The 26,091-nt window shown below is 72.2% G+C and carries 26 protein-coding genes, 1 pseudogene and 1 riboswitch; of the genes and pseudogenes, 17 read left to right on the plus strand and 10 right to left on the minus strand.

Features of this window, described 5'->3' with window-relative positions:
- From ACNF49_RS13100 to ACNF49_RS13110, 3 genes are read left to right on the plus strand one after another with little or no spacing between them, the layout of a single operon-like run.
- A complete protein-coding gene (locus tag ACNF49_RS13100) occupies positions 1–1,644 on the plus strand; it encodes a glycoside hydrolase family 36 protein (protein ID WP_482943796.1) in 1,644 nt (547 codons plus the stop codon).
- Positions 1,645–2,661: a LacI family DNA-binding transcriptional regulator gene (locus ACNF49_RS13105; RefSeq protein ID WP_357978605.1), complete on the plus strand. Its 1,017-nt coding sequence runs from the start codon at positions 1,645–1,647 to the stop codon at positions 2,659–2,661.
- A complete protein-coding gene (locus ACNF49_RS13110) occupies positions 2,658–3,998 on the plus strand; it encodes a hypothetical protein (RefSeq protein ID WP_482943797.1) in 1,341 nt (446 codons plus the stop codon). The genes ACNF49_RS13105 and ACNF49_RS13110 overlap by 4 nt, the downstream gene beginning before the upstream one ends.
- A 46-nt stretch (positions 3,999–4,044) precedes the next feature.
- Here ACNF49_RS13110 and ACNF49_RS13115 read toward each other — a convergent pair whose 3' ends face one another.
- A complete protein-coding gene (locus tag ACNF49_RS13115; RefSeq protein ID WP_482943798.1) occupies positions 4,045–4,665 on the minus strand; it encodes an L-threonylcarbamoyladenylate synthase in 621 nt (206 codons plus the stop codon).
- Between the two features lie 60 nt (positions 4,666–4,725).
- The gene (locus ACNF49_RS13120) at positions 4,726–5,466 is read right to left on the minus strand and encodes a hypothetical protein (RefSeq protein ID WP_482943799.1); all 741 of its coding nucleotides are present in this window, start codon (positions 5,464–5,466) and stop codon (positions 4,726–4,728) included.
- A gap of 225 nt (positions 5,467–5,691) precedes the next feature.
- Here ACNF49_RS13120 and ACNF49_RS13125 point away from each other — a divergent pair, with 225 nt between their 5' ends.
- From ACNF49_RS13125 to ACNF49_RS13150, 6 genes and pseudogenes are all read left to right on the plus strand, one after another.
- On the plus strand, positions 5,692–6,318 hold the full coding sequence (locus ACNF49_RS13125; protein ID WP_482943800.1) for a hypothetical protein: 627 nt from the start codon (positions 5,692–5,694) through the stop codon (positions 6,316–6,318).
- Positions 6,319–6,454: 136 nt separating this feature from the next.
- Positions 6,455–8,164 (plus strand): ATP-binding protein, encoded by a 1,710-nt coding sequence (locus ACNF49_RS13130; RefSeq protein WP_482943801.1) that lies wholly within the window; start codon positions 6,455–6,457, stop codon positions 8,162–8,164.
- Between the two features lie 10 nt (positions 8,165–8,174).
- On the plus strand, positions 8,175–9,314 hold the full coding sequence (locus tag ACNF49_RS13135) for an exonuclease SbcCD subunit D (protein ID WP_357978587.1): 1,140 nt from the start codon (positions 8,175–8,177) through the stop codon (positions 9,312–9,314).
- Positions 9,314–9,760, plus strand: a pseudogene (locus ACNF49_RS13140) (AAA family ATPase); the annotation flags it as partial. The gene ACNF49_RS13135 and the pseudogene ACNF49_RS13140, both read left to right, overlap by 1 nt.
- 76 nt (positions 9,761–9,836) lie before the next feature.
- Positions 9,837–11,735, plus strand: a complete 1,899-nt coding sequence (locus tag ACNF49_RS13145) for an SbcC/MukB-like Walker B domain-containing protein (protein WP_482943802.1) — start codon at positions 9,837–9,839, stop codon at positions 11,733–11,735.
- Positions 11,732–12,688, plus strand: coding sequence for a hypothetical protein (locus ACNF49_RS13150; RefSeq protein ID WP_482945527.1), 957 nt, complete (start codon positions 11,732–11,734; stop codon positions 12,686–12,688). Before ACNF49_RS13145 ends, ACNF49_RS13150 begins: the two co-directional genes overlap by 4 nt.
- Positions 12,689–12,693: 5 nt before the next feature.
- Here the strand turns inward: ACNF49_RS13150 and ACNF49_RS13155 are convergent, their stop codons facing one another.
- Together ACNF49_RS13155 and ACNF49_RS13160 are read right to left on the minus strand one after the other, a co-directional pair.
- Positions 12,694–13,884 (minus strand): sensor histidine kinase, encoded by a 1,191-nt coding sequence (locus ACNF49_RS13155; RefSeq protein WP_482943803.1) that lies wholly within the window; start codon positions 13,882–13,884, stop codon positions 12,694–12,696.
- Positions 13,881–14,537: a response regulator transcription factor gene (locus ACNF49_RS13160; RefSeq protein WP_357978575.1), complete on the minus strand. Its 657-nt coding sequence runs from the start codon at positions 14,535–14,537 to the stop codon at positions 13,881–13,883. The genes ACNF49_RS13155 and ACNF49_RS13160 overlap by 4 nt, the downstream gene beginning before the upstream one ends.
- Positions 14,538–14,672: 135 nt before the next feature.
- Between ACNF49_RS13160 and ACNF49_RS13165 the strand changes: the two genes are divergently transcribed.
- The 4 genes from ACNF49_RS13165 to ACNF49_RS13180 all read left to right on the plus strand — a co-directional run bounded on the left by ACNF49_RS13165 (position 14,673) and on the right by ACNF49_RS13180 (position 18,622).
- Entirely contained in the window at positions 14,673–15,188 is a 516-nt protein-coding gene (locus ACNF49_RS13165; protein WP_482943804.1) for a hypothetical protein, read from the plus strand.
- Positions 15,188–16,318: an efflux RND transporter periplasmic adaptor subunit gene (locus ACNF49_RS13170; protein WP_482943805.1), complete on the plus strand. Its 1,131-nt coding sequence runs from the start codon at positions 15,188–15,190 to the stop codon at positions 16,316–16,318. Before ACNF49_RS13165 ends, ACNF49_RS13170 begins: the two co-directional genes overlap by 1 nt.
- Before the next feature lie 217 nt (positions 16,319–16,535).
- Entirely contained in the window at positions 16,536–17,408 is an 873-nt protein-coding gene (locus ACNF49_RS13175; RefSeq protein ID WP_482943806.1) for an ABC transporter ATP-binding protein, read from the plus strand.
- Positions 17,408–18,622, plus strand: coding sequence for an ABC transporter permease (locus tag ACNF49_RS13180; RefSeq protein WP_482943807.1), 1,215 nt, complete (start codon positions 17,408–17,410; stop codon positions 18,620–18,622). The genes ACNF49_RS13175 and ACNF49_RS13180 overlap by 1 nt, the downstream gene beginning before the upstream one ends.
- A gap of 92 nt (positions 18,623–18,714) precedes the next feature.
- Here ACNF49_RS13180 and ACNF49_RS13185 read toward each other — a convergent pair whose 3' ends face one another.
- The 4 genes from ACNF49_RS13185 to ACNF49_RS13200 all read right to left on the minus strand — a co-directional run bounded on the left by ACNF49_RS13185 (position 18,715) and on the right by ACNF49_RS13200 (position 21,403).
- On the minus strand, positions 18,715–19,179 hold the full coding sequence (locus ACNF49_RS13185) for a hypothetical protein (RefSeq protein ID WP_482943808.1): 465 nt from the start codon (positions 19,177–19,179) through the stop codon (positions 18,715–18,717).
- A 107-nt stretch (positions 19,180–19,286) separates the two neighbouring features.
- Positions 19,287–19,838 (minus strand): DUF421 domain-containing protein, encoded by a 552-nt coding sequence (locus ACNF49_RS13190; RefSeq protein WP_482943809.1) that lies wholly within the window; start codon positions 19,836–19,838, stop codon positions 19,287–19,289.
- The gene (locus ACNF49_RS13195; RefSeq protein WP_482943810.1) at positions 19,835–20,821 is read right to left on the minus strand and encodes a rod shape-determining protein; all 987 of its coding nucleotides are present in this window, start codon (positions 20,819–20,821) and stop codon (positions 19,835–19,837) included. Before ACNF49_RS13195 ends, ACNF49_RS13190 begins: the two co-directional genes overlap by 4 nt.
- A gap of 84 nt (positions 20,822–20,905) precedes the next feature.
- Complete coding sequence (locus tag ACNF49_RS13200; RefSeq protein ID WP_357978553.1) at positions 20,906–21,403, minus strand: PadR family transcriptional regulator; 498 nt, start codon at positions 21,401–21,403, stop codon at positions 20,906–20,908.
- A 56-nt stretch (positions 21,404–21,459) separates the two neighbouring features.
- Here ACNF49_RS13200 and ACNF49_RS13205 point away from each other — a divergent pair, with 56 nt between their 5' ends.
- The 4 genes from ACNF49_RS13205 (at position 21,460) to ACNF49_RS13220 (ending at position 25,275) form a co-directional block, all read left to right on the plus strand.
- Positions 21,460–22,914, plus strand: coding sequence for an MDR family MFS transporter (locus ACNF49_RS13205; protein ID WP_482943811.1), 1,455 nt, complete (start codon positions 21,460–21,462; stop codon positions 22,912–22,914).
- 47 nt (positions 22,915–22,961) lie between these two features.
- Entirely contained in the window at positions 22,962–23,162 is a 201-nt protein-coding gene (locus tag ACNF49_RS13210) for a DUF5302 domain-containing protein (RefSeq protein WP_352323331.1), read from the plus strand.
- A 165-nt stretch (positions 23,163–23,327) separates the two neighbouring features.
- Positions 23,328–23,462, plus strand: a riboswitch (cyclic di-AMP (ydaO/yuaA leader).
- A gap of 175 nt (positions 23,463–23,637) precedes the next feature.
- Positions 23,638–24,345, plus strand: a complete 708-nt coding sequence (locus tag ACNF49_RS13215; RefSeq protein WP_482943812.1) for a hypothetical protein — start codon at positions 23,638–23,640, stop codon at positions 24,343–24,345.
- A gap of 54 nt (positions 24,346–24,399) precedes the next feature.
- A complete protein-coding gene (locus tag ACNF49_RS13220) occupies positions 24,400–25,275 on the plus strand; it encodes an alpha/beta fold hydrolase (RefSeq protein ID WP_357978547.1) in 876 nt (291 codons plus the stop codon).
- 32 nt (positions 25,276–25,307) lie between these two features.
- On the opposite strand, the gene ACNF49_RS13225 is transcribed toward ACNF49_RS13220, so the two are convergent.
- Both ACNF49_RS13225 and ACNF49_RS13230 read right to left on the minus strand, forming a co-directional pair.
- Positions 25,308–25,679, minus strand: a complete 372-nt coding sequence (locus ACNF49_RS13225) for a hypothetical protein (RefSeq protein ID WP_352352019.1) — start codon at positions 25,677–25,679, stop codon at positions 25,308–25,310.
- A 26-nt stretch (positions 25,680–25,705) separates the two neighbouring features.
- Entirely contained in the window at positions 25,706–26,077 is a 372-nt protein-coding gene (locus tag ACNF49_RS13230; protein ID WP_482943813.1) for a roadblock/LC7 domain-containing protein, read from the minus strand.
- Positions 26,078–26,091 lie beyond the last annotated feature (14 nt).

A 26,091-nucleotide genomic window follows, 5' to 3' on the forward strand; every position in this document is an offset into this window, starting at 1 on the left:
ATGCAGATCTGGGAGCCGCACGCCCTCGGGGAGACGACCGTCGTCCGCGCGGGCGAGGTCGAGGTGGCGATAGCCGGGACGGAGGCGATCACGGTCACCCCGGTCGCGCCGGACGTCTGGCTGATCGACGCCCCCGAAGGGAACGCGGCGCAGTGGAAAGTGCCCTGCGTCAACGCCGCGGCCTTCTGGACGCCGGGCTCGGGAACCCGCTGGATCCCACCGATCTGGAGCTCTCCGACGGCGGCCGGGCTGGTCTCCGGCGCGCCCGTCGTCAGCCTTGTCGGCACGGCGGGCGCCAACCTGTGCACGGTGGCCCTGGCCTCGGTGACCGGCAGCTTCACCGGCGGCGTGATCGAGGAGACCGGCGAGTTCGTCTTCACCGTGCAGGGCGAGGGGCTGCGGATACGCCTGGACCTGTCGGATCGGCAGTTCTCCGCGGCGCTGGCCGAGGTCGCCGGATGGTGGCAGGAGGGCCGCGACCTGCCGCCCACGCCGCGTCAGGCCAGGCTGCCCGTGTACTCGACCTGGTACAGCATGCACCAGGAGGTCTCACGGGAGTCGGTGGAGCTCCAGGCCGGTCTGGCGAAGGAGCTGGGCTGCGCCACGATGATCGTGGACGACGGATGGCAGACGGCCGACCGGTCGCGGGGGTATGCCTTCTGCGGCGACTGGGAGCCCAACATCCCGGACATCCGGCAGCACATCCAGCGGGTCCAGAGCGACGGCATGGCCTACCTGCTGTGGTACGCGCTGCCGTTCGTGGGCAAGCACAACGCCGCGTTCGAGCGTTTCGAGGGGAAGTTCCTGCGCTACCTCGCCCACATGGACGCGGCCGTCCTCGACCCGCGTCACCCCGAGGTGCGCGAGTTCCTCGTCGACAAGCTCGCGCGGGCGGTGGAGGAATGGGGCGCGGACGGCCTGAAGATCGACTTCGTCGACCGTTTCGGTACCGACGAAGGGGTGGCGGAGCTGCTGCACGAGCTCGACGTCAGGCTCCGGGCGGCGAAGCCGGACGTGCTGATCGAGCACCGCCAGCCGTACACGAGCCCGGGTCTGTGGCCGTACGCGAACATGGTCAGGGCGGTGGACTGCCCGCTCAGCTCGCAGGAGAACCGGCAGCGGACGATCGACCTGCGGCTGACCGCCGGACCTCAGGCCGTGCACTCGGACATGATCCTCTGGCATCCGGACGAGTCCGCGGAGCAGGTCGCGGTGCACCTGATCAACGTGCTCTTCTCGGTGCCGCAGATCTCCGTGGACCTGGCGGCCCAGCGGCCCGACCAGCTCGCCGCCGTCCGGTTCTGGCTGGGCGTCTTCCGGCGCCACCTCGCCACGCTGCAGCTCGGCGTGCTGGAACCGCAGGGGGTTGAGCACGGATACCCGCTGGTGCGGGCCTACAGTGAAGAGAGCGAGGTCGTGGCCCGGTACGCTGCCCTGCCTGTGGACGTGCCGGAGATCGCAGAGCTGCTCGTGGCCAACGCCGCCCCGGACACCCGCGTCGTCCTGTACGGGCGGGGTGTCGCGACGGCCGAGGTCCGCGACTGCGGCGGGCGGCTCGTGAGCGAGAGCGAGCTGCGCTTCACCTCCGGCGCGAGCGTGGTCGAGGTGCCCGTGGGGGGCCTGCTGACGGTGAGGAGAGACTGAGTGGCGGCACGCCGTGGGATCACCATCGAGGACGTCGCCCGGGCGGCAGGCGTGTCCCGCCAGACGATCTCCAACGCGCTCAACGCCCCGCAGCGGCTCAAGCCGGAGACGCTCGAACGGGTGACCCGGCTGATCGAGGAGCTCGGCTACCGGCCCGACCAGTCGGCGCGCAGCCTCAAGTCGGGCACCAGGCGCATCATCGCCTACCCGACGCCGGTGGACGACCCCGCCAACCCCAACCCGCTGATGGGCGGGTTCCTGGAGGCCATCGTGGCCTCGGCCGGTGAGGTCGGCTACCGGATCCTGCTGCTGCGGCCGTCCCCGGGTCAGAGTCAGGAGCAGGCACTGGACGAGGTGATCGCCGCACGCACCGTGGACGCCTTCCTGCTGTCGGACGTGATGCGTGACGACCCCAGAGTCGCGCACCTGACCGCGGCGGGGTTCCCGTTCGCCGCGTTCGGCAGGACGATGCCGGACCAGCCGCAGTCGTGGGTGGACGTCGACAGCGTTCAGGCGGTCATCGATCTGGTCGGGCTGCTGGCCGCCAGGGGGCATCGGCGCGTGGCCTTCCTGGCCTCCGTCGGCGCGCAACCGTGGATGGAGGACCGCAGAGACGGCTTCCGCGCCGGCGTCCGCAGGCACGGCCTGGTGGGGCAGGAGTTCTCCGCGCCGGGCGACGGCCCCGCGGAGCTCGTCACGGTCACCCGTGAGCTGCTGCGCGGCCGCAACCGCCCGACGGCCATCGTGGCCGCCGGTGACTGGCTCGCGCTCGGCGTCTACGCCGCGGCCAGGGAAGAGGGCATCGAGATCGGTGCCGATCTCGCTCTGGCCGCCTTCGACGACCTTCCCCTCACCGCGTTCCTCTATCCCGCCCTGACCACGGTACGGCTGCCGCTCCAGCGCATCGCGCGGGCGCTGATCGGCCGCCTGATCCAGACGGTGGAGGACGGCACGACCCCTCAGGCGGGGCTGCTGCTGCCCGGGGAGCTGGTGGTCCGTCCCAGCATCGGCCCGTGATGCGCATCGCCTCCGCCTGCTCCGAGCTGGTCGCGATGTTCGAGTGGGCCCGAGACAGGGCGCTGCGCCTGCGGCACGAGGGCGGCTCGTGGGGCCCCGTCGACGTCGACGAACACCGGCCCGCGGGGACGGGACAGGGCCGCTACCTGCCCTCCTACTGGGCGGGATACGCACACCGCAGCGGCTTCTACGTCCGCGACTACGCGCACCAGATCGTCGGCGCCCACCTGCTCGGCATGGCCGAGGCCAACCTCACCATGCTGCGCTGCTTCGCCGCCTCGGCCACCCCCGAGCACGGCTTCCACCCGGTGTGGGCGTTCAACTTCGACGGCTCCTACCTGTCCATCGACTACCGCGGCCCCGACTCCTTCGTCCGCGAGCTGCCCGCGGTGTACGAGCTGGTGGAGAAGGCCGGGACCGCCTACCGATGGACCTGGGACCGTGCCTACGTCGAGGATCCCGTGCTGTGGTCCTACTACCGCAACGCGTTGACGGAGGTCGTGCCGCGTGCCACCGGAAGGGGCATCTTCGAGGGCGTGGCCAGCTACAACGAGCTGGGCGGCGAGCACCTGGCGGAGGCGGGAGACTCCGTCGGCTCCCGGTACCAGGCATACCTGGCGATGAGCGCCCTGAGCCGGGCCCGCGGCCTGGACGGCGAGGACTTCGCCTGCCGGGCCGCTGAGCTGAGGCGGCACTTCAACGAGGTCTGGAGCGTCGGCGAGAACCCCGCGGACCTGGTGCGCGGCTACACCGTGGACGGCGCCCCCGTCACCGGATGGGGCTGTGAGAACAGCTGGTTCATGCCGCTCAAGGACCTCATCGAGCCAGGTCCGCGCAACGACGCCTACCTCGACTTCATCGACGGCCAAGCCGCCGGCCCCGAGCGCCCCCGCAACATCGAGGCCTACACGTACCTGCCCGACACCTTCTTCCGCCACGACAGGAACGCGGCCGCCTGGCGGTGGATGCGGCACGTCTTCGACCGGCGTGCGGAACCGCACGTCGCGGGCGGCCTCAACGGCGACTATCCGGAGGTGTCCTTCACTCTCGTCAGCCAGGTCGTCGAGGGCCTGCTCGGCGTCACACCCGACGTGAACGCCGTGACCACGCTGTCCCACCTGCCCGACGACATCGCCTGGGCCGAGGTCTCGGGCATCCCCTTGGGCGACGGCACGATCACCGTCCGGCACGACGGCAGGACCGCCACCACGCTCACCAACACCTCCCGCGACACCGCCTACCGCTGGGAGGCCCGCTTCCCGGGCGCCCCCGCCGTGGTCAGGCAGGTCGCACCGGGACAGAGCAGCCTGGTCACCGCTCCCGGCCGTCCAGGGTGAGAGCGGGCTCGGCCGGCCTCCCGAAGGGGTGGCCGGCCGGGTGGGCCTAATCGAAGAGGGACGGGTCTCCGGTGCCGCGACGGAGGATCTCGGGCTCATCCTGTGACAGGTCCACGACGGTCGTCGGCGTGGCGCCGCATTCCCCCGAATCGATGACGGCGTCCAACACGTGGTCGAGGCTCTCCTTGATCTCCCAGCCCTGCGTCGAGGGCTCGGTCTCGCCGGGCAGGATCAGGGTGCTCGACACCAGCGGTTCGCCGAGCTCGGCGAGCAGCGCCTGGGTGACGACATGATCGGGGATCCGGACGCCGACGGTCTTCTTCCGGGGATGCAGCAACCGCCGCGGCACCTCCTTGGTCGCGGGCAGGATGAACGTGTACCCGCCCGGAGTCGCCGCCTTGACCAGCCGGAACACCGCGTTGCTCACATGAACGAACTGACCGAACTGCGCGAAGTCCTTGCAGACCAGGGTGAAGTGATGATCGCTGCCGAGGTGCCGGATCTCTCTGATCCGGTCGAGGCCGTCCTTGTTGCCCAGCCGGCACCCCAGCGCGTAGCACGAGTCCGTCGGGTACGCGATCAGACCGTCGGCATGCAGAGACTCGACCACCTGGCCGATCAGGCGAGGCTGGGGATTGTCCGGATGCAGGTCGAAGTACTTGGCCACGCATCGGATCATAGGAGCACGTACCTCCACGCATGACACGTGGCCCGGCCCGTACGGCCTCTACGGGCGGGACGAGCGGCGGAGGCGTAGGCCGGTGAGGGCGGCGGCGAGGACCAGCGAGCCGGCCAGCACCAGCGCCCGCCCGTCGGGGCCCGCCTCGCCCCCGCCCCCCGTGTTCGCGCCGCCCGTCGGCGTGGCGGTGGGCGCGTCCTCGGAGGTCTCGGCCGGGGGCGTGGCTTCCGCGTCCGAGGTGTCCGAGGTGTCAGGAGTGCTCGGGGTGGTGTCGGTGGCGGTGACGGTCAGGGGGTAGGACGCCGGCGCGTCCTTGTCCTGGAGCTCGCACTCGATCAGGCGTTTCTGCGGGGTCGGCCCGAAGTTCACCGACGCGGGCCGGACCGTGCCCGTTCCCGGATGCCGGGGCGTGGTCCGCAGCTCGACCGTGCCCCTGGGGAGGGGGATGACCGCCCCCGGGACGATCAGGCCGGGGCTGCCGACGCCCGTCGCCGAGGTCAGCCGGTCGATCCCGCTGACGGCGGCGTAGGCGTAGAGGTTGACCTCGCCGTCCAGGCCGGTGGCGGGGGCGCGGAGCTCGGCGCCCTCGACGTACGAGCCGCGCCAGCCGATGGTCATCTGCCGGTCCACGGAGGCGGTGGCGGGCACGGTGAGCGTGATGTCCATCTTGACGATCTGCGTCTCGTTCGTACCGGTGGTCGTGCACGTGTACGCCGCCACCGTGCCGCTCTCGGGCGCGGGCGTGGCGAACAGCAGGACGGCCAAGGGCAGGATCAGTGGCAGGCGCACGACGATTTCCCTTTGTGACGGATGTGACACAGAAGGGACGGCGGACGGATGCGACAGGTTGACCGGACCGTCCACATCCGGACAACGCGTGCTGTGCGGAGCCGGTTCTGTCGGACCCGGGTGGTATCCATGGCTCCCATCAAGATGATCACGCTGGACGGCGGAGGCCCCGGGCTCTCGTGGAGAACGCGCAACTGAAGGTAATCGGTCTGCAACAATTCGTGCATGGCGATGTTGCGGTCAGTCAATGGCCTGCCCCACCACGGGTGCGGCGAGCTGGGGCGGGTGGCCCACGGCGCGCTGACCGGCCCCTCGGAGTCGGCCGGGTGGCCGAGGCTGTTCCTCGGCTACAACACCCTCCCCGATCCGCCGTTCCCGCTGGTCGGCTACCTGCAGTACGAGCTGGCTCCGCCGGCGGGCGAGCTCGACCTGCCCGCGTTGCTGCGCACGATGGCCGACTCGATGCGGGCCCAGCCCGTGCCGCCCGAGACGGCCTTCGACGAGTCCCGGCGGCGGGTGGCGACGGCGATGCGGGTCGACGCGATGGTGGTCGTCGCCCCCGCGCCTGCCCTCGCGCCCACGGAGGGCCAGGTCGCGTGGAGACCTCCGGCCCACCGGGAGGGCCCGCGCAGACTCAGCACAGCGCACCGGGACGGCGCGTGGGAGCCGGCCGCGGCCCTGGCGGTCGACCGGGAGGGCGCGCGGGTGCTGCTGGTGGCCGGGCGGAGCGCCGAGGGCGGCCGCATCGGGCCGAGGCAGTCGGCGGAGCGGCCCGACACCGCGCTGGCCGGCCTGCTGGGCGAGGTTCTCGACGCCCAGTTCGCCTGGACCAAGGCGGCCTTTGCGCTCTGACGCGGCGCGGCGAAGGCGGCAATGAGCCGGACGCATCCCCGGCCCCCGACTACTCTCCTTTGGAAGGGCATGTCTGGTGGTGGAGGGATTCGTGACGGTCAACGGGGCTGCGAGCCGCGAGGCGTCTCCTGCGGCGATGGCGACCGGTGAGGTGGTCGGCCGGGTCCTGGGCACCCAGGCCGCCTCGCCGCTGTCGTTCTGGGTCGGCCTGGAGCCCGGCAAGGTGCTCCAGCTCGACGACGTCGTGGTCACCAGGCGCGACGTGCCCGGCCACGGCCCGGTGCTGGTCGCCGGCGTGGTGACCACGGTCGAGGCCAGGCACGAGGGTGCCGCCTACGACTCCGACGTGTTCCTCATCGCCGAGGGCGCGCTGCCCGCCGCCGTGGTCGAGGTGGCCGAGGTGCGGGTGACCAGGGTCGAGCCCGAGGTGTTCGTGCCGCCGCTGCCGGGCGCCAAGGTCTTCCTGGCCGGGGCCGGCGACCGCGACCAGGCGCTCTACTTCGACGTGATGGACCGCCGGGTGCCCATGGGCATGGGCCGCGACGGCCTGCCGCTCTACGTCAACTTCGACTTCCTCGACGGCACCCGCGGCGCGCACGTGTCGATCTCCGGCGTCTCCGGCGTGGCCACCAAGACGTCCTTCGCCACGTTCCTGCTCTACTCGATCTTCAACTCGGGCGTGCTCGACGCCGAGTCGGCCAACACCAAGGCCCTGATCTTCTCCGTCAAGGGCGAGGACCTGCTCTTCCTCGACCACGACAACGTGCGCCTCGACGACGGGGCGCGGGCCGCCTACGCCCGGCTCGGGCTGCCCGCCCAGCCGTTCGGCAGCGTGCACGTGTTCGCGCCGCCGCGGCCCGGCGACCCCAACGGCGTGCCGCACGTGTCCGCGCGCACCCAGGGCGTCAGCTCGTTCTACTGGACGCTGGTCGAGCTGTGCGAGGAGGAGCTGCTGCGGTTCGTCTTCGCCGACGCCGACGACGAGCGCGCCGGCTACTCCCTGCTGGTGGGCCAGGTGGCGGCCCGGCTGAAGTCGTGGGCCGAGCCGGTCGGCGACGGCGGCGCGGTCATGATCAGGGGCACCGCCTGCCGCACCTTCGGCGACCTGGTCGAGCTGCTGTCCGACGAGTTGCAGGACGAGGCCACCCGCATCGAGTGGACCGGCGCCCAGACCCCGCTCGGCACGGTCAACGCCTTCCTGCGCAGGCTGCGCAGCGCGGTCAAACCGTTGTCCCCGATCGTCCGCGGCGACCTGCCGTTCTTCCGGGCCCACTCGGTGCGCACGTCCGACGCCCAGGTCACCATCGTCGACCTGCACAACCTGCCCGAGCGCGCCCAGCGGTTCGTGGTGGGCGTCGTGCTGCGCGGCGAGTTCCACCGCAAGGAGACCTCGGGCACGGCCAAGCCGCTGCTGTTCGTGGTGCTCGACGAGCTGAACAAGTACGCGCCGCGCGAGGGTGACTCGCCGATCAAGGAGATCCTGCTCGACGTGGCCGAGCGCGGCCGGTCGCTCGGCGTGATCCTCATCGGCGCCCAGCAGACCGCCTCCGAGGTCGAGCGCCGCATCGTCTCCAACAGCGCCGTACGCGTCGCCGGCCGTCTCGACCCGGCCGAGGCCGCCCGCTCCGAGTACGGCTGGCTGCCGCCGGCCGTCAGGGAACGCGCCACGATCGCCAAACCGGGCACCATGTTCGTCGCCCAGCCGGAGATCCCGGTGCCGCTGGCCGTCGCCTTCCCGTTCCCCGCCTGGGCGACCCGGCCGGCCGAGGCGGCCTCGCGGGTCAGCCCGTCGGCCGACCCGTTCCAGGGCTTGCCGGGCGTCGAAGACGACATTCCGCCGTTCTGAAGGGAGCTCGGTGAAATTCCTGCACACCGCGGACTGGCACGTGGGCAAGGTGCTCAAGGGCCGCTCCCGCATGGACGAGCACCGGGCCGTGCTGCGCGAGCTGGTCGCGGCGGCCCGCACCCACGACGTCGACGCGGTCGTGGTGGCCGGCGACCTGTTCGACACCTCCGCGCCGACGCCCGAGGCGCAGTCGCTGGTGCTCAACGCGCTCATGGCGCTGCGCGGCGACGGCCGTGACGTGGTGGTGCTGGCCGGCAACCACGACAACCCGCAGCTCTTCGAGGTCTACCGGCCGGTGCTGGGCAAGCTCGGCATGCACGTGGTGGGCGTCTTCCGCCGTCCCGACGCGGGCGGCACGCTGGCCTTCACCGCGCGCTCGGGGGAGCCGGTGCGGCTGGGCGTGCTGCCGTTCCTGTCCCACCGCTATGTCGTACGCGCCGCGGAGGTGCTCACCGGCACCACCGCCGACCACAACCGCGACTACGCCACCCGCATCTCCGAGCTGGTCGGCGCGCTGACCGCGGGCTTCCAGAGCGACACCGTCAACCTGATCACCACGCACGGCACCCTGCCGGGCGGCGCGTTCGGCGGCGGCGAGCGCGAGGCCCAGTCGATCTTCTCCTACTACTTCGAGGCCAACGCCTTCCCGGTCTCCACCCAGTACGCCGCGCTCGGCCACCTGCACCGCAGGCAGCAGATCCCCGGCCCGTGCCCGATCTGGTACAGCGGCTCGCCGCTGGCCGTCGACTTCGGCGAGGAGGGCAACACGCCGGGCGCGCTGCTGGTGGAGGTCACGCCGGGGCGGCCCGCGGTGGTGCGGGAGCTGACGTTCGCCTCGGCGCGCCGGCTGCGCACGGTGCGCGGCACGCTGGAGCAGCTGGAGGGCCTGGAGGCGGGCGACGACTGGCTCAAGGTGATCGTGGAGGAGAAGCCCCGCGTCGGCCTGTCCGACCAGGTGCGCGACCTGCTGCCCGGCTCGGTCGACGTCGTCCTCGACGAGCGGTTCCGCCCCGTGCCCGCGGTGCGCCGGGCGGGGTCGGCCGCGCGCAGCCCGCGCGAGCTGTTCCGCGAGTACCTGACCGCGACCGGCCGCCACGACGACCAGGTCGCCGCCCTGTTCGACCGGCTCTACGACGAGGTGACCAGCTGATGCGTCCCCTGCTGCTGCACCTCGACCACTTCGGCAGTTTCCGCGAGCCCGCCACCGTCGACTTCTCCGACACCGAGTACTTCGCCCTGGTCGGCCCGACCGGCGCCGGCAAGAGCACGATCATCGACGCCATCTGCTTCGCCCTGTACGGCACCGTCCCGCGCTGGGGCAAGGAGAACGTCATCGCCCACGCCCTGGCGCCGTCGGCGAGCTCGGGCAAGGTGGCGCTGGTGTTCGAGAGCGACCGGCGGCGCTACGGCGTGGTGCGCTCGCTGGTCCGCGACGCCAAGGGGACCGTCCGTACCAAAGAGGCCAGGATCGATGAGCTCGACCCGGCGGCGCCGCTCGACGAGGCGTACGAGATGGTGCTGAAGCCGCTCGCCGAGGGCGAGAACGTCACGCCCGAGGTGCAGCGGGTGACCGGCCTGGAGTACAAGTTCTTCACCCAGTGCGTGGTGCTGCCGCAGGGGCGGTTCGCCGAGTTCCTGCACGCCGCGCCGCGCGAGCGCCGAGGACCTGCTGGTGCAGCTCCTCGACGCCGACGTCTACGAGCTGATCAGGCAGCGGGCCGCCCGCGACGAGGAGGCCGCGCGCAACGCCGCAGCCTTCGCCCGCGACCAGCTCGCCAAGCTGGCCGGCGCGTCCGACGAGGCCGAACGGGAGCTGGCCGACCGGCTGGCCGCGCTGCGGCGGCTGGCCGCCACCATCGACACCGACCTCGACCTGCTGCGCTCCCGCGAGGCCGACATCGGGCGGGCCGAGCAGGAACGCGCGTCGGTGGCCGAGCGGCAGTCGGCGCTGGCCGCGCTGCGCATGCCGCCCGCGGTGCCGACACTGGCCTCGGCCCGCCGCGAGGCCGCCGACGCGGTCGCCGCGCTGGAGGCCGAGGCGGCGTCCGTGGAGGCCGACGAGCACGAGGCGTTCGAGGCGCTGGCCGCGCTCGGCGACCGCGCCGAGCCGGTGGCCGCGCTGGCCGCGCTCGACGCCCGCGAGCGCCTCACCGCCCAGGCCGCCGACGCCCGGAAGGCGGCGGCCGAGGCCGCCACGGCGCTGGAGCGCCTCACGCCCGCGGTCGCCGACGCCGAACGCGCGCTGACCGACGCCGAGCACGAGCGCGAACGGCTGCGCGACGCCCACACCGCGGCCGGTCTGAGCCACCGGCTGGCCGTGGGCGAGCCGTGCCCGCTCTGCCTGCGCCCGCTCACCGAGCTGCCCCATCACGAGGCGCCCGCCGATCTCGGCGCCGCCGACCGCGCCCTGGCCGCCGCCCGCGACCACGCGGCCCGTGGCCGGGCGGCCCTGGCCAAGGCCGAGACGTCGGCGTCGATGCTGGCCACGCAGGCGAGCAGGCTCGACGCCGAGCTGGCCGGGCTGCCCGCTCCCGGCGACCGCAACGAGATCGAAGGCCGCCTGGCCGCCATCGCCAAGGCCGAGGCCCTGGCCACCGAGGCCCGTACGGCCGTGCGCAACGCGCGCAAGAAGCTCGAACGCGCCCGTACCGCCGCCGAACAGGTCGAACGGCAGGCCGAGAGCGCCTGGCAGACCCTCGCGGCCACCCGCGACCGGCTGCTCGTGCTCGCGTCCTCCGGCGACGCGCCGCCGCCGCTCACCCGCGACGACCTCCACCGCGCCTGGACCGAGCTGCTCGCTTGGCGCGACCGGGCCGCCGAGGCCGCCCGCGCCGCCCTGACCGAGCGCGAGCAGGAGCTCGCCCAGGCCACCGCCCGGCTCGCCGCCGAACGCCACCGGCTGACCGAACGCCTGGCCGAGCACGGCGTCACCGTCCCGCGCAACGCCACCCCCGACCAGCTCGGCGCGGCCGTCGCCGGAGCGGTCGCGCGGGCCGACGGCGCCCTCGAACGGGTCCGCGAGGAACGCAGGCGCGCCGCCGAGCTGGAGACCGCCGTCGCGGAGAAGGATCACGAGGCCAAGGTCGCCCACGAGCTGGCGCTGCGCCTGCGGGCCAACGCCTTCGAGCGGTGGTTGTGCGCCGAGGCCCTGGCCGTGCTGGTCGCCGCGGCGTCCGAGACGCTGATGGAGCTGTCCGACGGCCAGTACGAGCTGGCGTTGGGCGAGCGCACCGGCGACATCGAGGTCATCGACCACGGGGAGGCCGGCCTGCGCCGCAGCGCCCGCACGCTGTCCGGCGGCGAGACCTTCCAGGCCGCGCTGTCCCTGGCCCTGGCGCTGTCGGGGGCCGTCGCCAGAGGGCTCGACTCGATCTTCCTCGACGAGGGCTTCGGCACCCTCGACCCGGCCACCCTCGACACCGTCGCCACCACCCTCGAACGCCTGGCCGCCGGTCAGGAACGCATGATCGGCGTCGTCACCCACGTCCCGGCGCTGGCCGACCGGGTGCCCGCGCGCTTCGAGGTGCTGCGCGACGCGAAGGGCTCGCACGTGCGCAAGGTGGGGCCGTGAACCCGGGGAACTCGGGCTTCACCGTCGACCCCTGGGACCCGGGTTACGCCGCCGCGATCGCCGTCGAGGCCCTGTCCGAGCTGGGCGCCACCAGCGCCGAGCTGGTCCTCGACATCGAGCGGCCGGCCGCCGACTGGAAGCCCGTCACGCCGGGCCCCGGCGCCGCCGTCCCCGAGACGCTGCTGGTCGCCGACGGGGTGCGCCGGATCGACGCCCGCGTTTGGGTGCACGATCCCGACCTGCCGATGCCCGTCCCCGGGATCGCCGCCTCCTACGCCGCCGGGATCGTCCGCTGCGGGCGCGAGGGGGCCGAGCTGGCCGCGATCGAGGTCAACAGGTCGCTGATCTCGGCCTCGCCGTACGCGCCGGAGGTCAAGACCGCGCACGCCTCCTACCTGCCGAACAAGGCCGCCGACTCCAGCTTCGAGGAGCTGTCGCTCGCCCTGCAACGCCAGGTCACCCAGCTGGAGGTGGACCTCGCCGTCCGCCACCGGGCGCTGGGCGACGACCTGCTGCTGGTGGACGGCCCACTGCGGGGGCGCACCCACCTGCCGCGGACGGTCGGCTACATCAAGACGCACCACGCGGCGTACCTGCCGCAGCCGCAGTCGGCCGTGGGGGCCGCGCTCACGCCGGGCCAGCGCACGCCGGTGTTCCTCATGGGCACGAGCTGGCGCCGGCACGCCTGGTACCTGCGGCTGCCGGTCCAGTCGACGGCGCCGTGGGCGGGGATCGCCCGCTGCGAGGCCAGCGCCGAGCTCGACCCCGCGCAGGTCGTCGAGCTGGCCGACGCGGTCACGCTGGCCCTGCCGGCGCTGGCCGGCGTCGACTACAAGGACCCGCGCGCCCCCCAGAACCTGGTCCCGATCGGCGGCCTGGAGAAGCTGCTCCGCCACCACCTGGGCGACCCCCGCCTGCTCTACCGCTCACTGCGCACGGCCGCCCACCAGTAGCCGGGTCAGCCGGCCGGGAGGGTGGCGGTGACGACCAGGCCGCCGCCCTCGCGCGGGCGGGCCGTCACGTCGCCTCCGTGCGCGACGGCCACCGAGCGCACGATCGACAGCCCGAGCCCGGCGCTCATCCCCGTGACCACCCGTTCGGCGCCGTGCCGGTGGAACGGCTTGAACAGCAGCGGCACGTCGTACGGGGGCACGCTCGGCCCGCTGTTGACCACCTCCACCTCGACCTGCCCGCCGGGGACCGTCCGGCTCGACACCCGTACCCAGCCGGTGCCGTCGCCGAGGTTGTGCCGGATGCCGTTCTCGACCAGGTTGTGTACCAATCGTTCGAGCAGCAGCGCGTCGCCCGCGGTCGGCGCGGGCCCGGCGTCCTCCTTCACCACGACCTTCGCGTCCTCCGCGTCGCGCGCGGTCTGGGCGACCACGTGGGTGACGACGTCGGCGAGGTCCACCGGCGAACGGTCGGCGATCTCCTGCTCGGAGCGGGCCAGCAGCAGCAGCCCCGAGATGAGCCGCTCGTGGCGGGCGTTGATCTGCAACAGGCTCTCGCCCAGCTCCTTGACGTCGTCGGAGGCGGTACGCCGGTGCATCGCCAGCTCCACCAGCGCCCGGTTGAGCGTCAGGGGCGTGCGCAGCTCGTGGGAGGCGTTCGCGACGAACCTGCGCTGGCCGTCGAAGGAGTGGTCGAGCCGCTCCACCATCGTGTCGAACGTGTCGGCCAGCGTCTTGACCTCGTCCGGCGGGCCGCCGAGCGCGATGCGCTCGTGCAGGCCGCGCTCGGCCATCGGGGCGGCGGCGATCCTGCGCGCGGTCTCGGTCACCAGGTGCAGCGGGGCCAGCACGCGTCCGGCCACCACCCAGCCGAGCCCGACGGCGGTCCCGCACACGACGACGAGCGCGATCGCGCCCTGGGTGAGCAGCGAGGTCACGGCGGCCTCCCGCACCCCTTCCTCCTGCTGCCGCATCCACTTGACGGCGGCGGGGCCGATCAGCTCGACGCCGTCCTGCTTGAGGAAGATCACGTTCTTGCGAATGCCGTCGTTGGTCATGAACCGGTTCTCGAACGACTGCGCGAGCTGCTGGTTGAACAGCAGGTACGTGACGCCCAGCAGGGCCAGCCCCGCCACCAGGAACAGGGCGCCGTACACGAGGGTGAGGCGCAGCCTGAGGGTGGGGTGCGGCGGTCTCATGGGATGCGGTACCCCACTCCCGGCACCGTCTCCACCACCGGCGGGTCGGCCAGCTTGCGGCGCAGCTTGAGTATCGTCAGCCGCACCACGCCGCTGAACGGGTCGGCGTGCTCGTCCCACGCCTTCTCCAGCAGGTGCTCGGCCGAGACGACCGTGCCCTGCGCCCGCATCAGCTCGGTCAGGACGGCGAACTCCTTCTTCGACAGCGGCACGAACCGCCCGTTCCTGAACACCTCCCTGCGCGCCGGGTCCAGTGTGATCCCGGCCCGGCGCAGCACCGGGGGAGTGGCCGGCCGCGAGCGCCGTCCCAGCGCCAGGACGCGCGCGGCCAGCTCGGGGAAGGCGAACGGCTTGGACAGGTAGTCGTCGGCGCCGATGGACAGCCCGCTCACCCGGTCGTCGAGCTGGGCGGCGGCCGTGAGCATCAGCACCCGCGCGTCGGACTCGGAGGCGACCAGCTCCCTGCACACGTCGTCGCCGTGCACGCGCGGCAGGTCGCGGTCCAGGACGACCACGTCGTAGTCGTTGACCGCGATCCGCTCCAGCGCCGCCGCGCCGTCGTGCGCGAGGTCGACCGCATGGGTCTCGTCGCGCAGCCATTCGGCGATCGCGCCGGCGAGCATGCGCTCGTCCTCCACCACCAGCACCCGCATTCCGTACCTCCGGCTCGATTCTTGCGCGGGTGGTATTTGATCCGGATAAGCCGGGAACGGAAACGCTGGAGAAACACGTCCGCGTATTGCATCTCCCCTCGTAAGGCCACCGGCTTTCGATGGAGGAGAACATTCATGCGAGGACGATCCCTCATGGCGCTGGCCGCGGCCGCGTTGTTCCTGACGGCGTGCGGCGCCCAGGAAGGCGGATCGGACGTGGCGTCGGTGACCGGCACCGGCGCCAAGCCGACGGCTGGCGCCTCGGCCACCGCCGACCGCAACGCGCAGGCCGTGAAGTACACCACCTGCCTGCGCGAACAGGGCCTGGACATCGCCGACCCCGGCCCGGACGGCCGGATCCAGATGAAGTTCGACAAGAGCTCCGGCAGCCCGGAGAAGGTCCAGAAGGCCATGGACGCCTGCAAGGCGCTCCAGCCCGCGGGCATGAACCTGGGCAAGGGCGGCGACCCCAAGCAGGCCGAGAACATGCGCAAGCAGGCGCAGTGCATGCGCGACAACGGTGTGGAGGCGTTCCCCGACCCCGAGGGCGGCATGGTGCGCATCACGCCCGAGGTCGGCGAGGACCCCGACTTCAAGGCCGCGCAGGAGAAGTGCCGGATGAACATCGGCGGGGGACAGGAGGGCTCTTGATGGGCACGGCCACCATCGACGGAAAGGCCGAGCCGGACGCCCCTTCCCCGCGCGCCCGCCGCCGCGGCGGCGGGCGGACGGCCCTCATCCTCGTCGGGACGGTCGCCGTCGCGGGGGCGGTGGTCCTGGCGGTCAATCCCGGCGGGGTGCTGGACGGCGGCGCCGCCCCGTCCACGTCGGCCGGTGCGCTGCCCCCGGCCACCACCCCGGTCGCCCGCCAGACGCTGAACGACACCAGGGACGCCGACGGCGAGCTCGGCTACGGCCCGGTCACCACGGCCATGGCCAGGAGGTCCGGCACCATCACCTGGCTGCCGGACAGCGGCGACCAGATCACCCGCGGCCGGTCCCTGTACCGCCTGGACAACAAGCCGGTCATGCTCCTGTACGGCACCACCCCCGCCTACCGCGACCTGCGGATCGGCAGCGAGGGCAAGGACGTCGAGAACCTGGAGCGCAACCTGCGCAAGCTCGGCTACGACGGCTTCACCGTGGACGACGAGTACACCTACGACACCGCCCAGGCGGTGCGGGAGTGGCAGGAGGACCGCGGCCTCGACGAGACCGGCGTGGTGGAGCTGGGACGGGTCGTCTTCGCCCCCGGCAAGGTCCGGGTGGAGAGCCTGGAGGCCGAGCAGGGCCAGCCCACCGGCCCCGGCCAGAAGATCCTCACCTACACGGGCACGAAGAAGGTCGTCACGGCGGAACTGGCCGCCGAGGACCAGCGGATGGCCAGGAAGGGCACCAAGGTCTCGGTCACGATGCCGGACGGCAAGGACGTGACCGGCCGGATCACCGAGGTGGCCACGATCATCGAGCCCGGGGACGGGCAGAACGCCGACCCGGAGACCCGCCTGGAGGTGCAGGTCTCGCTGGGGAACGCCAAGGCCGCCAAGGGGCTGGACCGGGCGGCGGTGAAGGTGACGTTCACCGCCGACCGGCGGAAGGGCGTCCTGACCGTGCCGGTGTCGGCGCTGGTCGCGTTGCGGGAGGGCGGGTTCGGTGTGGAGGTGGTGGAAGGCGGCAGGTCGCGATATGTCGCTGTGAAGACTGGGTTGTTCGCCGGTGGCCGCGTCGAGATCTCCGGCGACGGGCTCACCGACGGCATGACAGTGGGAATCCCGAAATGACCCCCACCCCGCTCCCCTCCGAACCCCCGATCCCGAACCCCGCGGGCACCCCCGCCCCGAGCTCCGCCGGCCCCCGGCCTTGAGCCCCGCGGGCACGCCCGCCCAGGCTGCTGCAGGGTTGCCGGGCACGGCCACCGCGCCGCCCCCCACCCCCACCCCAGCCCCTGGGCCGACCCCCGCTACGGGCCGGGTCGCGGATCCGGGTGTGGGGCGGGCCATGATCCTGCTCACCGACGTGTCCAGGACCTATCCCGGTGGGGTGGCCGCGCTGGACGCGGTGTCGCTGGAGGTCCGGCACGGCGAGCTGGTCGCCATCGTCGGCCCGTCGGGTTCGGGCAAGTCCACGATGCTCAACATCGTCGGCACCCTCGACCGCCCGTCGGCGGGCCGCGTCGAGATCGACGGCTACGACGTCTCCAAGCTGTCGGACAACCAGCTCTCGGCCCTGCGCGCGACCACGATCGGCTTCGTCTTCCAGCACTTCCACCTGGCCGCCAAGGTCACCGCCCTGGACAACGTGGCCGACGGCCTGATCTACACCGGCCTGCCGCAGGCCGAACGCCGCCGCAGGGCCGGGACGGCGCTGCGCCGCGTCGGCCTCGGGCACCGCGTCCACCACGAGCCGCACGAGTTGTCCGGCGGCGAGCGGCAGCGCGTGGCCATCGCCAGGGCGGTGGCCGGCGACCCGCCGCTGCTGCTGGCCGACGAGCCCACCGGCGCGCTGGACTCGGTCTCGGGCGCCGGCGTGATGGACCTGCTGCACGAGCTGAACGGGAGCGGCACCACCATCGTGATCATCACCCACGACCGGGAGATCGCCGCCGGCCTCCCCCGCCAGGTGAGCATGCGAGACGGCCGGATCGTCTCCGACTCGAGCTCAGGCTCGAAGGCAGGCTCGGGCTCGAAGGCGGGCTCGAACGCGGGCTCCGGCTCGGGCGCAGGCTCAGGCTCGAACGCGGGCTCGGGCTCCGGTTCCGGGCTCGGAGCCGATTCCGGCCAGAGCTCAGGACGCGGTGCGGAGCGGCCCGGGAGCGGCGAAGAGCGCGGCGGCCGGTGCGTGCGCGAGCCCGTCGAATCCGAGGTGGCGTGATGGCGACCCTGGAGCGCCCCAGGCTCTCCCCGGCCAGGATGCGCCCGCGCGACGTGATGCGCGTGGGCGCGGTCGGCCTCCGTACGCGCCCACTGCGGGCGTTCCTGTCGGCGCTCGGCATCGCGATCGGCATCGCCGCGATGATCGGCGTGGTCGGCATCTCGTCCTCCTCCAGCGCCGAGCTGGACCGTACGCTGTCCGCGCTGGGCACGAACCTGCTCACCGTCTCCTCCGGCACCACGCTCCTGGGCGAGGCGGCCCAGATGCCGATGGACGCCGAGGCGATGATCGAGCGCATCGGCCCGGTGGAGTCGGTCTCGTCCACGGGCAAGGTGCCCGAGGCCAAGGTCTACCGGAGCGAGGAGATCCCGACGCCCCAGACCAACGGCCTGGTCACGATCGCCGCCCGCCTCGACCTGCTGCCGACCGTGGGCGCGACGGTCCGCCGCGGCACCTGGCTCAACGCGGCCACCGAACGCTACCCGGCCGTCGTGCTCGGCTCGGCCGCCGCCCAGCGGCTCGGCATCGGCACGGTCACCCCCGACACGCAGGTGGTGATCGGCGGCATCCGGTTCACGGTGGTCGGGCTGCTCGACCCGGTGCCCCTGGCCGAGGAGCTGAACAGCGCGGCCCTGGTCGGCTGGCCGGTCGCGGAGTCCAGGCTGGACTTCGACGGGCATCCGACCACGCTCTACACCCGCTCGCAGGAGGCGAGGCTGGAGGACGTACGGTCGGTCCTGGCCGGCACGGCCAACCCCGAGGCGTCCAACGAGGTGGACATCTCCCGCCCGTCCGACGCGCTGGCCGCCAAGCAGGCGACCGGCCAGGCCTTCGCCGGGCTGCTGCTCGGCGTCGGGGCGGTGGCGCTGCTCGTGGGCGGCGTCGGCGTGGCCAACACGATGGTCATCTCGGTGCTGGAACGCCGCGCGGAGATCGGCCTGCGCCGTTCGCTAGGCGCGACGCGCGGCCAGATCCGCACCCAGTTCCTCGCCGAGTCGCTGCTGCTGTCCGCGCTGGGCGGCGCGGGCGGGATCCTGCTGGGGGCCGGCGTCACCATCGCCTACGCCTTCTCCCGCGGGTGGCCGGCCGTGGTGCCCGCGTGGGCTACCGTCGGGGGCCTGGCGGCCACGCTGCTCATCGGCGCGGTAGCGGGGCTCTATCCGGCCGTGCGCGCCTCGCGGCTGTCGCCGACGGAGGCGCTGTCGACGCCCTGAGACAGGCGCTCTGGAGGCAGTCGCTCTGAGACAGGCGCCCTGAGACAGGTGCCCTGAGGCAGGTGCTCTGAGGCGGGACCGGGCGTCCCGAGTCAGTACCGGGTGGCCTCGGGGGCGGGGGAGTAGCAGGTCGTCCTGCCGACGATCCTGACGTTCGGCCCGTCGAGCACGGTGAGCTCGAACGTCAGGTTCGTCCGGGGGTTGCGCACGACGGAGACGACCGGGGTCTCGTCACGCAGGTCGAGGTCCTCCACGATCTGGTCGTAGCCCATGTCCTGGAGGGTGTGCAGCAGGCCGTCGGGGGCGTCGGCCGACTCGCCCTCGGCCCGGACGAGCCGGCGCACCTGGCCGGGCACGCACGAGCGGTCTTCGGTCTCGTCGGAGCGGTCGGCCGGCGACACGCGCAGCGCGGCGCTGGTGAGCAGGGTGTCGGTGTCGGCGGCGAGCTGCCTGGCCGCCTCCTCGAAGGAGGACTGGCGGCCGGAGGTACAGGCTGCCGCGACCGCGACGCATACAAGCATCGCGGACATCACGACCGAGCGACCAGCCAGGCGCACGTTGGGACGATATCGGAGATCAATTCCGGGCGCAGGGGGATTAACGCAAGATTAATGGCCGATATCAAAAGGCCGTCCCGCCGCGCATTCTCAGGAGGGGCCGGTTTTCAGCTCGTCCAGTTTGCGTTCGATGCGGTCGAGGCGCCGGCACAGGCCCTCCAGGTCGCCGCGTTCGGCTTCCTCCTCCTCGGGGCGCAGGTGGACCAGGAGCGAGCCGCCGGGCTCCAGGCGTACCAGGTCGGTGTCGGTGACGCTCTCGGCCCCCGGAGCTGGAGCATCACGTTGAGGTCGGCCTGTCGTACGCCCATCCGGCGCAGCGCGGAGGGGATGAAGTGCCCGTCGCGGGCCAGGACGACCGGCGTGCCCTCGAACGCCCTGCCGACCGAGGGCACGGTCGCCGCCAGCCGCACCACGACCGAGTTGACCGCCACCAGGATCACCACGCCCACCAGGCCGCCGACCAGCGAGTTGTCCGGGCCGATGATGGCGTTCTGCACGACGTTGCTCATCAGCAGCATGACCACGAAGTCGAAGTTGTTGAGCTGCGCGATGCCGCGTTTGCCGGCGATGCGGAGCAGTACGGCGATCGTCACGTAGACGGCGATCGTCCTGACGATCTTGTCGGCGACCGAGACCCCCAGGTCGAACAGGTCGCTCACCGGCGCCTCAGCTTGGCGATCAGCCCGAGGTCCTCCACGCAGCGTCCGAGACCCAGGGCCACCGAGTCGCTGGGCCGCTCCGCGCGCCGCACCGGCATGGACAGCCCCTCCTGCAGCCGCCGTCGCAGACCGGGCAGCAGCGCGCCGCCCCCGACCAGCACCATTCCCCGCTCGCCCAGGTCGGCGGTCAGCTCGGGAGGGCAGCGTTCCATGGTGTACTCGGCCGCCCGCACGATGTGCTCGACCGGCTGGACGGCCGCCTCGCGGACGCGCGCCGCGGGCAGCGCCACCGCGCGCTGCTCGCCGGTGCCGGCGTCCCTGCCGCGGATCAGCACGTTCCCGGTCGGCTCCCGCGTCGCGCGCAGCTTGGCCGACTCGGCCTCCCGCTCGTCGGCCAGCAGGCCGTGCTCGTCCTCGGCCAGGCGGGCGACGGCGCGGGTAACGGCGTTCCCGCCGCCGCGCACGGTTGCGGCGGCGACCACGGACCCGCAGGAGAGCACGGCGACCCTGGCGGCGTCCCGGCCGATGTCGACGACCATGTGCCCGGCGCCGTCGCGCACCGGCAGGCCCGCGCCGAGCGCGGCGGCGATCGCGTGCTTGACCAGCAGGATCCCGCGGGCCTCCGCCTCGAAGCCGGCGTCGCGCAGCGCCACTCGCTCGATCGGCGTGAACTCGTCGGGCACGGCCATCACCAGGCGCGGCCGAGGGAAGGGGTGCCGGTGCACCTTGCGCAGGAAGTGCCTGATCATGCGCCGGGCGAGCTCGCCGTCCTGGGGCAGGCCGTCGCTGATCGGCCAGTACGTCTCGCCGTCCGCGCCGTCCACATCGTCCACGGCCTCGGTGCCGTAGCCGACGACCTTGCCCGTCTCCCTGTCGCGCAGGACGGCCGACGGCTCGTCCAGCACGATGCCCCTGCCCTTGGCGTAGATCCTCGTGCCGGCCGCGCCGAGGTCGATCGCCAGGTCACGACCCAGGAGGCTCATCGCCGTACTGGGAGGTTGAGCATCATGCCTGGGTGTATATCCGGCGCTTCTCCAACGCAACACCAGGAAGTGAAGAGTTCCGTTTTACCCTTCGCGCCGCAGGGCGGCCAGGGTCTCGTCGGCCCACTCGATGCCGGAGCGCGCCTGGTGCAGGCCGAGGGACAGCGCGTACTGGCCGAACAGGCCCCCGGGCCGGCAGTCGAGCACCGCGAGCCGGGCCTGGAAGTGGGCCTTGATGCGCTCGACCACGGCGACGGCCTGCCCGGTGTCGAGCAGGGCCAGCAGGAACGCCTGGAGGGCGGTCTCGCTGCGCACGGTCGCCGACGGGTCGTGGCCGACCAGCCACTCGGTGACCAGCGCGCGGCCCTCGGCGGTGACGGCGTAGATCTTGCGGCCCCGGGCGCCCTCGTGCTCGACCGTCACCAGGCCGTCGGCGGCCATCTTGACCAGCTCCGGATAGATCTGCGTGTGCCCCGCCTGCCAGACGTGGTTGAGCGAGTGCTCGAACTTCTTGGCCAGGTCGTAGCCGCTGGCCGGGCCTTTGGTGGCGAGCAGGCCGAGGAGCGCGATCCGCAGGGACATGTCCGCCAGCATAGCGAAGACTTGACATGTCAGCTCTTACATATCAATCTTCACCTGTGACTAATGACATGAAGGCCAAGGGCAACGGACTGGTGTTGCTGGCGGTGCTCGGCGGGATGTTCCTGGCGATGCTCGACCAGACGATCGTCGGCACCGCGTTGCCCCGCATCACCGGCGAGCTGGGCGGCACCCGGCTCTACACCTGGGTGGTCACGGCATACCTGCTCACCTCCACCGTGACCGTGCCGCTGTACGGCCGGCTCTCCGACCAGCACGGCAGGAAGCCGCTGCTGCTCGTCGGGATGTCGGTGTTCGTCGCCGGATCGGCGTTGTGCGGGCTCGCCCAGGACATGACCCAGCTCATCGCCTTCCGCGCCGTGCAGGGGCTGGGCGCGGGCGCGTTGTTGCCGCTGTCGCTGGCCCTGGTGATGGAGATGTTCCCGCCCGGGCGCAACGGCGCCCGCGTGCAGGGCGCACTCGGCGGCGTGATGGCGTTGACGTACCTGGCCGGGCCCTTCCTGGGCGGGTTGTTCACCGACCACGCGAGCTGGCGGTGGGCCTTCTACGTGAACGTGCCGCTCGGGATCGTGCTGATCGCGATCGTGGTGCTGCGGCTGCCGTTCCGTCCGGGCACCGGCGGCGGGGGCCGGCCGGACTACGCGGGCATCGCGGTGTTCGGCGTGGCCATCAGCGCCCTGCTGCTCGGCCTGACCGAGAAGGGCCTGGACGGCAACTCCTGGACGTCCCCGCCCGTGGCCGGGCCGGTCCTGCTGGCGCTGGTCCTGCTGGTCGTGTTCGTGCTGGTCGAGCTGCGGGCGGCGAACCCGATCATGCCGATGCACCTGTTCCGGGACCGTACGTACACGCTGGTCAACGCGAGCTCGTTCTTCACCGCCTTCTGCATGTACGCCGGCGTGGTGTTCCTGCCGCGCTACTTCCAGCAGGCGCTGGGCGTCAGCGCCACCGAGTCCGGGCTGAGGATCTACCCGATGACGCTGGCCATGGTGGCGGGCAGCGCTCTCATGGGCACGCTGATGTCCAGGACACGCACGTACAAGCCGTGGCTGGTCGGGGCGCCGTTCCTGCTGGTGGCCGGCAGCCTGCTCTGCCTGAACCTCACCGTGCGCACCGACGGCCTGCTGCTGGCCGGATGGATGGCGCTGCTCGGGCTCGGCATGGGGCCGATGTTGTCGGGGCTGACCGTGGCCGTGCAGCAGGCCGTCGAGCCGCGGTACATCGGCACGGCCTCGGCCAACCTCACCTTCTTCCGGCAGATCGGCGGCTCGGTGGCGCTGGCGCTGGCCGGCACCGCGTACACGTCGGTCATCACCACGGACGCGCCCGTGCACGGGCTCGCGGCCGCGCACGCCTCGGCGGCGGCCGTGGTCATCCCGTCGCTGGGCGTGGCGGGCGCGACAATCGCCCTGGTCGCGCTGGTGATGATGCCCGGCAGGCGGCTGGAGCGGACGCCCGCCGCGGAAAGCAGAGTGGAGGCCGGTTTCGCGTCGTAAGCGACGTCGTGCGAAGCTGTGGATGTCCCCAGAACCAGGAGGTCCTCATGGCGGAAACACCGGAGCCGGAAGTCAGCGAGACTCCCGAGGACGAGATGAAGCGCAAGTTCCGCGAGGCGTTGGAACGCAAGCGCGGGCAGCAGGCCGACTCGGCCGCGGGTGGCAGGGGCGTGGACCCGTCGAAGATCCACGGGGCGCACGGTCCGGCAGCGAGTAAAAGATCCTTCAGGCGCAAGAGCGGCGGCTGAAAGGCCCGATTTCGCAGGGGGTACGGCATGCCGTGCCCCCTTTCTCTTTACCTCGATAGGTAGATCTTTACCCGGTTCATGACGATTCGTTTGTATTTGTCCGAATCTCTGGGTACCGTCTTAACCAATTACCAGCTGGTGGCGTAGTCCCTACCAGGAGAGGGACGACAGCTGGCGCCGAATCCCGACATGTCGGGAACCGGGGACCCATCTCATTGGGGTGAATCCGGCCATGTGCCGGTAGGGCATCTCCACGCCCGAACCCGTCAGCTAACCCGGTAGGCGAGATGGAGAGGACTTCACGCATGTACCACCTCGTCGTACCCCCGGACAGTGTAGTGACGACCGCCTGCTGAGCGGTCTCTTCCCTGACTTCCCCCACGCGCCGCGTAACCACCTTTTCGGCGCTCTGCCCGGTTACGCACCGTAGTCACGCGCGTTCCCCCTGTCCCCTCGCGAAGGACTTCACTGCTTCATGTCTCGATTTGGCCTGCGCTCTCTCGCTCTGCTGTCCGTGTCCGCCCTGGGCGCGCTGACGATCTCCGCCACCGGCGCCCACGCCGACACCGGCGACGACCAGAAGATCCTGCTCAAGGGTTCCACCAAGGCCTCCTACTTCTGGGACGACTCCTCCGGCCGCGCCGGCGACACCGGTCTCCCGGCCAGCGGCAAGCCCATGCAGAAGGGCCTGGCCGCCAGCCCGAGCTGGCCCCTCATGACCGAGGGTTACGTGACCTTCAACGGCAAGAAGATGCCGTTCTTCGTGGGCGACCGCGGCCCCGGCGAGCCCTCCAACCGTGGCGTCATGCTCGACCTCGACGCCAAGACCTTCGCCGAGCTGACCGGCGGCACGTTCAACCCCGACACGCTCGGCGTGGACGGCAACGGCGGCCGCGGCCACATCAAGATCGACTACGTCATCACCAAGTGGGGCGAGGGCAAGGGCAAGAAGAACTACCCCGTGGCCTTCTCCAGCGGCGCGTGGGGCAGGTACGACGCCAACCCGGCCGAGCCCCCCAAGGTGCTGGCCGAAAAGCCCGCCGAGGACGCGGCCGGTTCCGCCGGCGGCCAGGTCGGGAAGACCGTCGCGATGGGCGGCACCGTCATGGCCGGCGTGCTGGTGCTGGCCGGCGGCGGCGTGGTGCTCGGCGGCGAGCGCCTGCGCAAGCTGCTCAACGACTGATCTCCGAACAAACCGCTCTTTACGCCTCGCGACCAGAATGACATTCTGGTCGCTGTGATCCAGCGCGCAGCCGCCAACGGCATCGAGATCGCCTACGAGAGCTTCGGCTCACCCGCGGGCCGGCCCCTGCTGCTCATCATGGGACTCGGCGCCCAGCTCATCCACTGGGACGACGAGTTCTGTGAACTCCTGGCCGAGCAGGGCCACCACGTCGTCAGGTTCGACAACCGCGACGCGGGCCTGTCCACCCATCTCCACGACGAGGGCGTCCCCGCATGGGGTGCGCCCTCGCCGTACGTGCTGGACGACCTGGCCGACGACAGCGCCGGGCTCATGGACGTCCTGGGCCTGCCCGCCGCGCACGTCGTCGGCGCCTCGATGGGCGGGATGATCGCCCAGGCGCTGGCCATCCGGCACCCCGCCCGCGTGCTGAGCCTGACCTCGATCATGTCCACGCCCGGTCCGCAGGCGGCCCCGCCGACCGAGGCGGCCGCCGCGGTGCTCTTCGCCAAGCCCGCGACCGACCGCGAGACGGTCGTCGCCGGCGCGCTGACGACCTGGGCCGTGCTCGGGTCCCCCGGCTGGGAGCTGGACCGCGAACGCGTCACCAGGCTGGCCGGGCTGGCCTTCGACCGCTGCCACGACCCGGCCGGCACGGCCCGCCAGCTCGCCGCCATCATGGCCTCCGGCGACCGCACGTCCGCGCTGGGCGGGCTGAAGGTGCCCGCGCTGGTCATCCACGGCGAGGACGACCAGCTCGTGCCGCTCGCCGGCGGACGGGCGACGGCCGCCGCCATCCCGGACGCCCGCCTGGTCACCTACCCCGGCATGGGCCACGACCTGCCCCGCCCCCTCTGGCCCGCGATCGTCGCCGAGATCGCCGCCCACACCGGCTCCGCGGCGCCCGCACGGCCGGAGCCCGCCGCGTAGCCGCCCGCGGAGCCCCGCGGAGCCGTGGCCGGTCAGAGCTCCAGCTTCTCCTCGATGACCTTGAGCATGTGCCGGGCCAGGGCCAGGTTGGCCCGGTTGCGGTCGAGGGCGAGGTAGAGGAACAGGCCCTTGCCGCTGCGGCCGGTCAGCGGGCGGATGATGTGGTACTGGGCGGTCAGCGTGATCAGGATGTCCTCGATGCCGTCCTTGAGGCCCAGCGAGTCCATCGTGCGCAGCTTGGCCTTGATGACCTCGGTGTTGCCCGCCGCCGCGACCTGCAGGTCCAGCTCCTTCGAGCCGCCGAGCGTGCCGAGCGCCATGCCGCTGCCGTGGTCGACGATCGCCGCCCCGATCGTGCCGTCGATGCTCATCATCTCCTTGAGGGAGACGTCCATGCCTGCCATGCTTTCCTCCGCTTCGGTGGGGATGGTCAGTGTTTGCGTGCCACGGCGGCCACGGAGGCCGCCGTCTTCCTGCCCTCCAGCCGGAGGAGCCCGACGTTGGCGCCGGGTCCCGCCAGGACCGTGAGGACGATCGTGGGGCCCGCGGCGTAGAAGGCCGCGAACCCTGCGGTGCCGGACACGAGGGTCTCCTCGAACGTCCCGCGGCCCGCCATGGTCAGCATCCGGCCGCTCATCGCGAGCAGCGCCGCCGACAGTGCCGCCACCTGCTCGCCGGTGTCTCCTTGCAGGTCGCAGGCGATCCGCAGGCCGTCGACGGTGCAGGCGACGCTGCCGGTGACGTCCGGCGTGCGGCCGCGCAGGAGCTCCATCTCCGCCAGGACCTCTTGCCGTAGCTCCACGGGTGGCCTCCTCC

The sequence above is a fragment of the Actinomadura sp. ATCC 39365 genome (assembly GCF_054392275.1).

Excerpts from the sequence above, each read along its gene's own strand:
- ACNF49_RS13100 (WP_482943796.1), top strand. The coding sequence starts at position 1 with ATGCAGATCTGGGAGCCGCACGCCCTCGGGGAGACGACCGTCGTCCGC.
- ACNF49_RS13160 (WP_357978575.1), bottom strand. The coding sequence starts at position 14,537 with ATGCGGGTGCTGGTGGTGGAGGACGAGCGCATGCTCGCCGGCGCGATC.
- ACNF49_RS13195 (WP_482943810.1), bottom strand. The coding sequence starts at position 20,821 with ATGAGCCTCCTGGGTCGTGACCTGGCGATCGACCTCGGCGCGGCCGGC.
- ACNF49_RS13215 (WP_482943812.1), top strand. The coding sequence starts at position 23,638 with ATGTCTCGATTTGGCCTGCGCTCTCTCGCTCTGCTGTCCGTGTCCGCC.
- ACNF49_RS13175 (WP_482943806.1), top strand. The coding sequence starts at position 16,536 with ATGATCCTGCTCACCGACGTGTCCAGGACCTATCCCGGTGGGGTGGCC.
- ACNF49_RS13165 (WP_482943804.1), top strand. The coding sequence starts at position 14,673 with ATGCGAGGACGATCCCTCATGGCGCTGGCCGCGGCCGCGTTGTTCCTG.
- ACNF49_RS13130 (WP_482943801.1), top strand. The coding sequence starts at position 6,455 with ATGGCGACCGGTGAGGTGGTCGGCCGGGTCCTGGGCACCCAGGCCGCC.
- ACNF49_RS13200 (WP_357978553.1), bottom strand. The coding sequence starts at position 21,403 with ATGTCCCTGCGGATCGCGCTCCTCGGCCTGCTCGCCACCAAAGGCCCG.
- ACNF49_RS13170 (WP_482943805.1), top strand. The coding sequence starts at position 15,188 with ATGGGCACGGCCACCATCGACGGAAAGGCCGAGCCGGACGCCCCTTCC.
- ACNF49_RS13225 (WP_352352019.1), bottom strand. The coding sequence starts at position 25,679 with ATGGCAGGCATGGACGTCTCCCTCAAGGAGATGATGAGCATCGACGGC.
- ACNF49_RS13180 (WP_482943807.1), top strand. The coding sequence starts at position 17,408 with ATGGCGACCCTGGAGCGCCCCAGGCTCTCCCCGGCCAGGATGCGCCCG.
- ACNF49_RS13125 (WP_482943800.1), top strand. The coding sequence starts at position 5,692 with ATGGCGATGTTGCGGTCAGTCAATGGCCTGCCCCACCACGGGTGCGGC.
- ACNF49_RS13155 (WP_482943803.1), bottom strand. The coding sequence starts at position 13,884 with ATGAGACCGCCGCACCCCACCCTCAGGCTGCGCCTCACCCTCGTGTAC.
- ACNF49_RS13210 (WP_352323331.1), top strand. The coding sequence starts at position 22,962 with ATGGCGGAAACACCGGAGCCGGAAGTCAGCGAGACTCCCGAGGACGAG.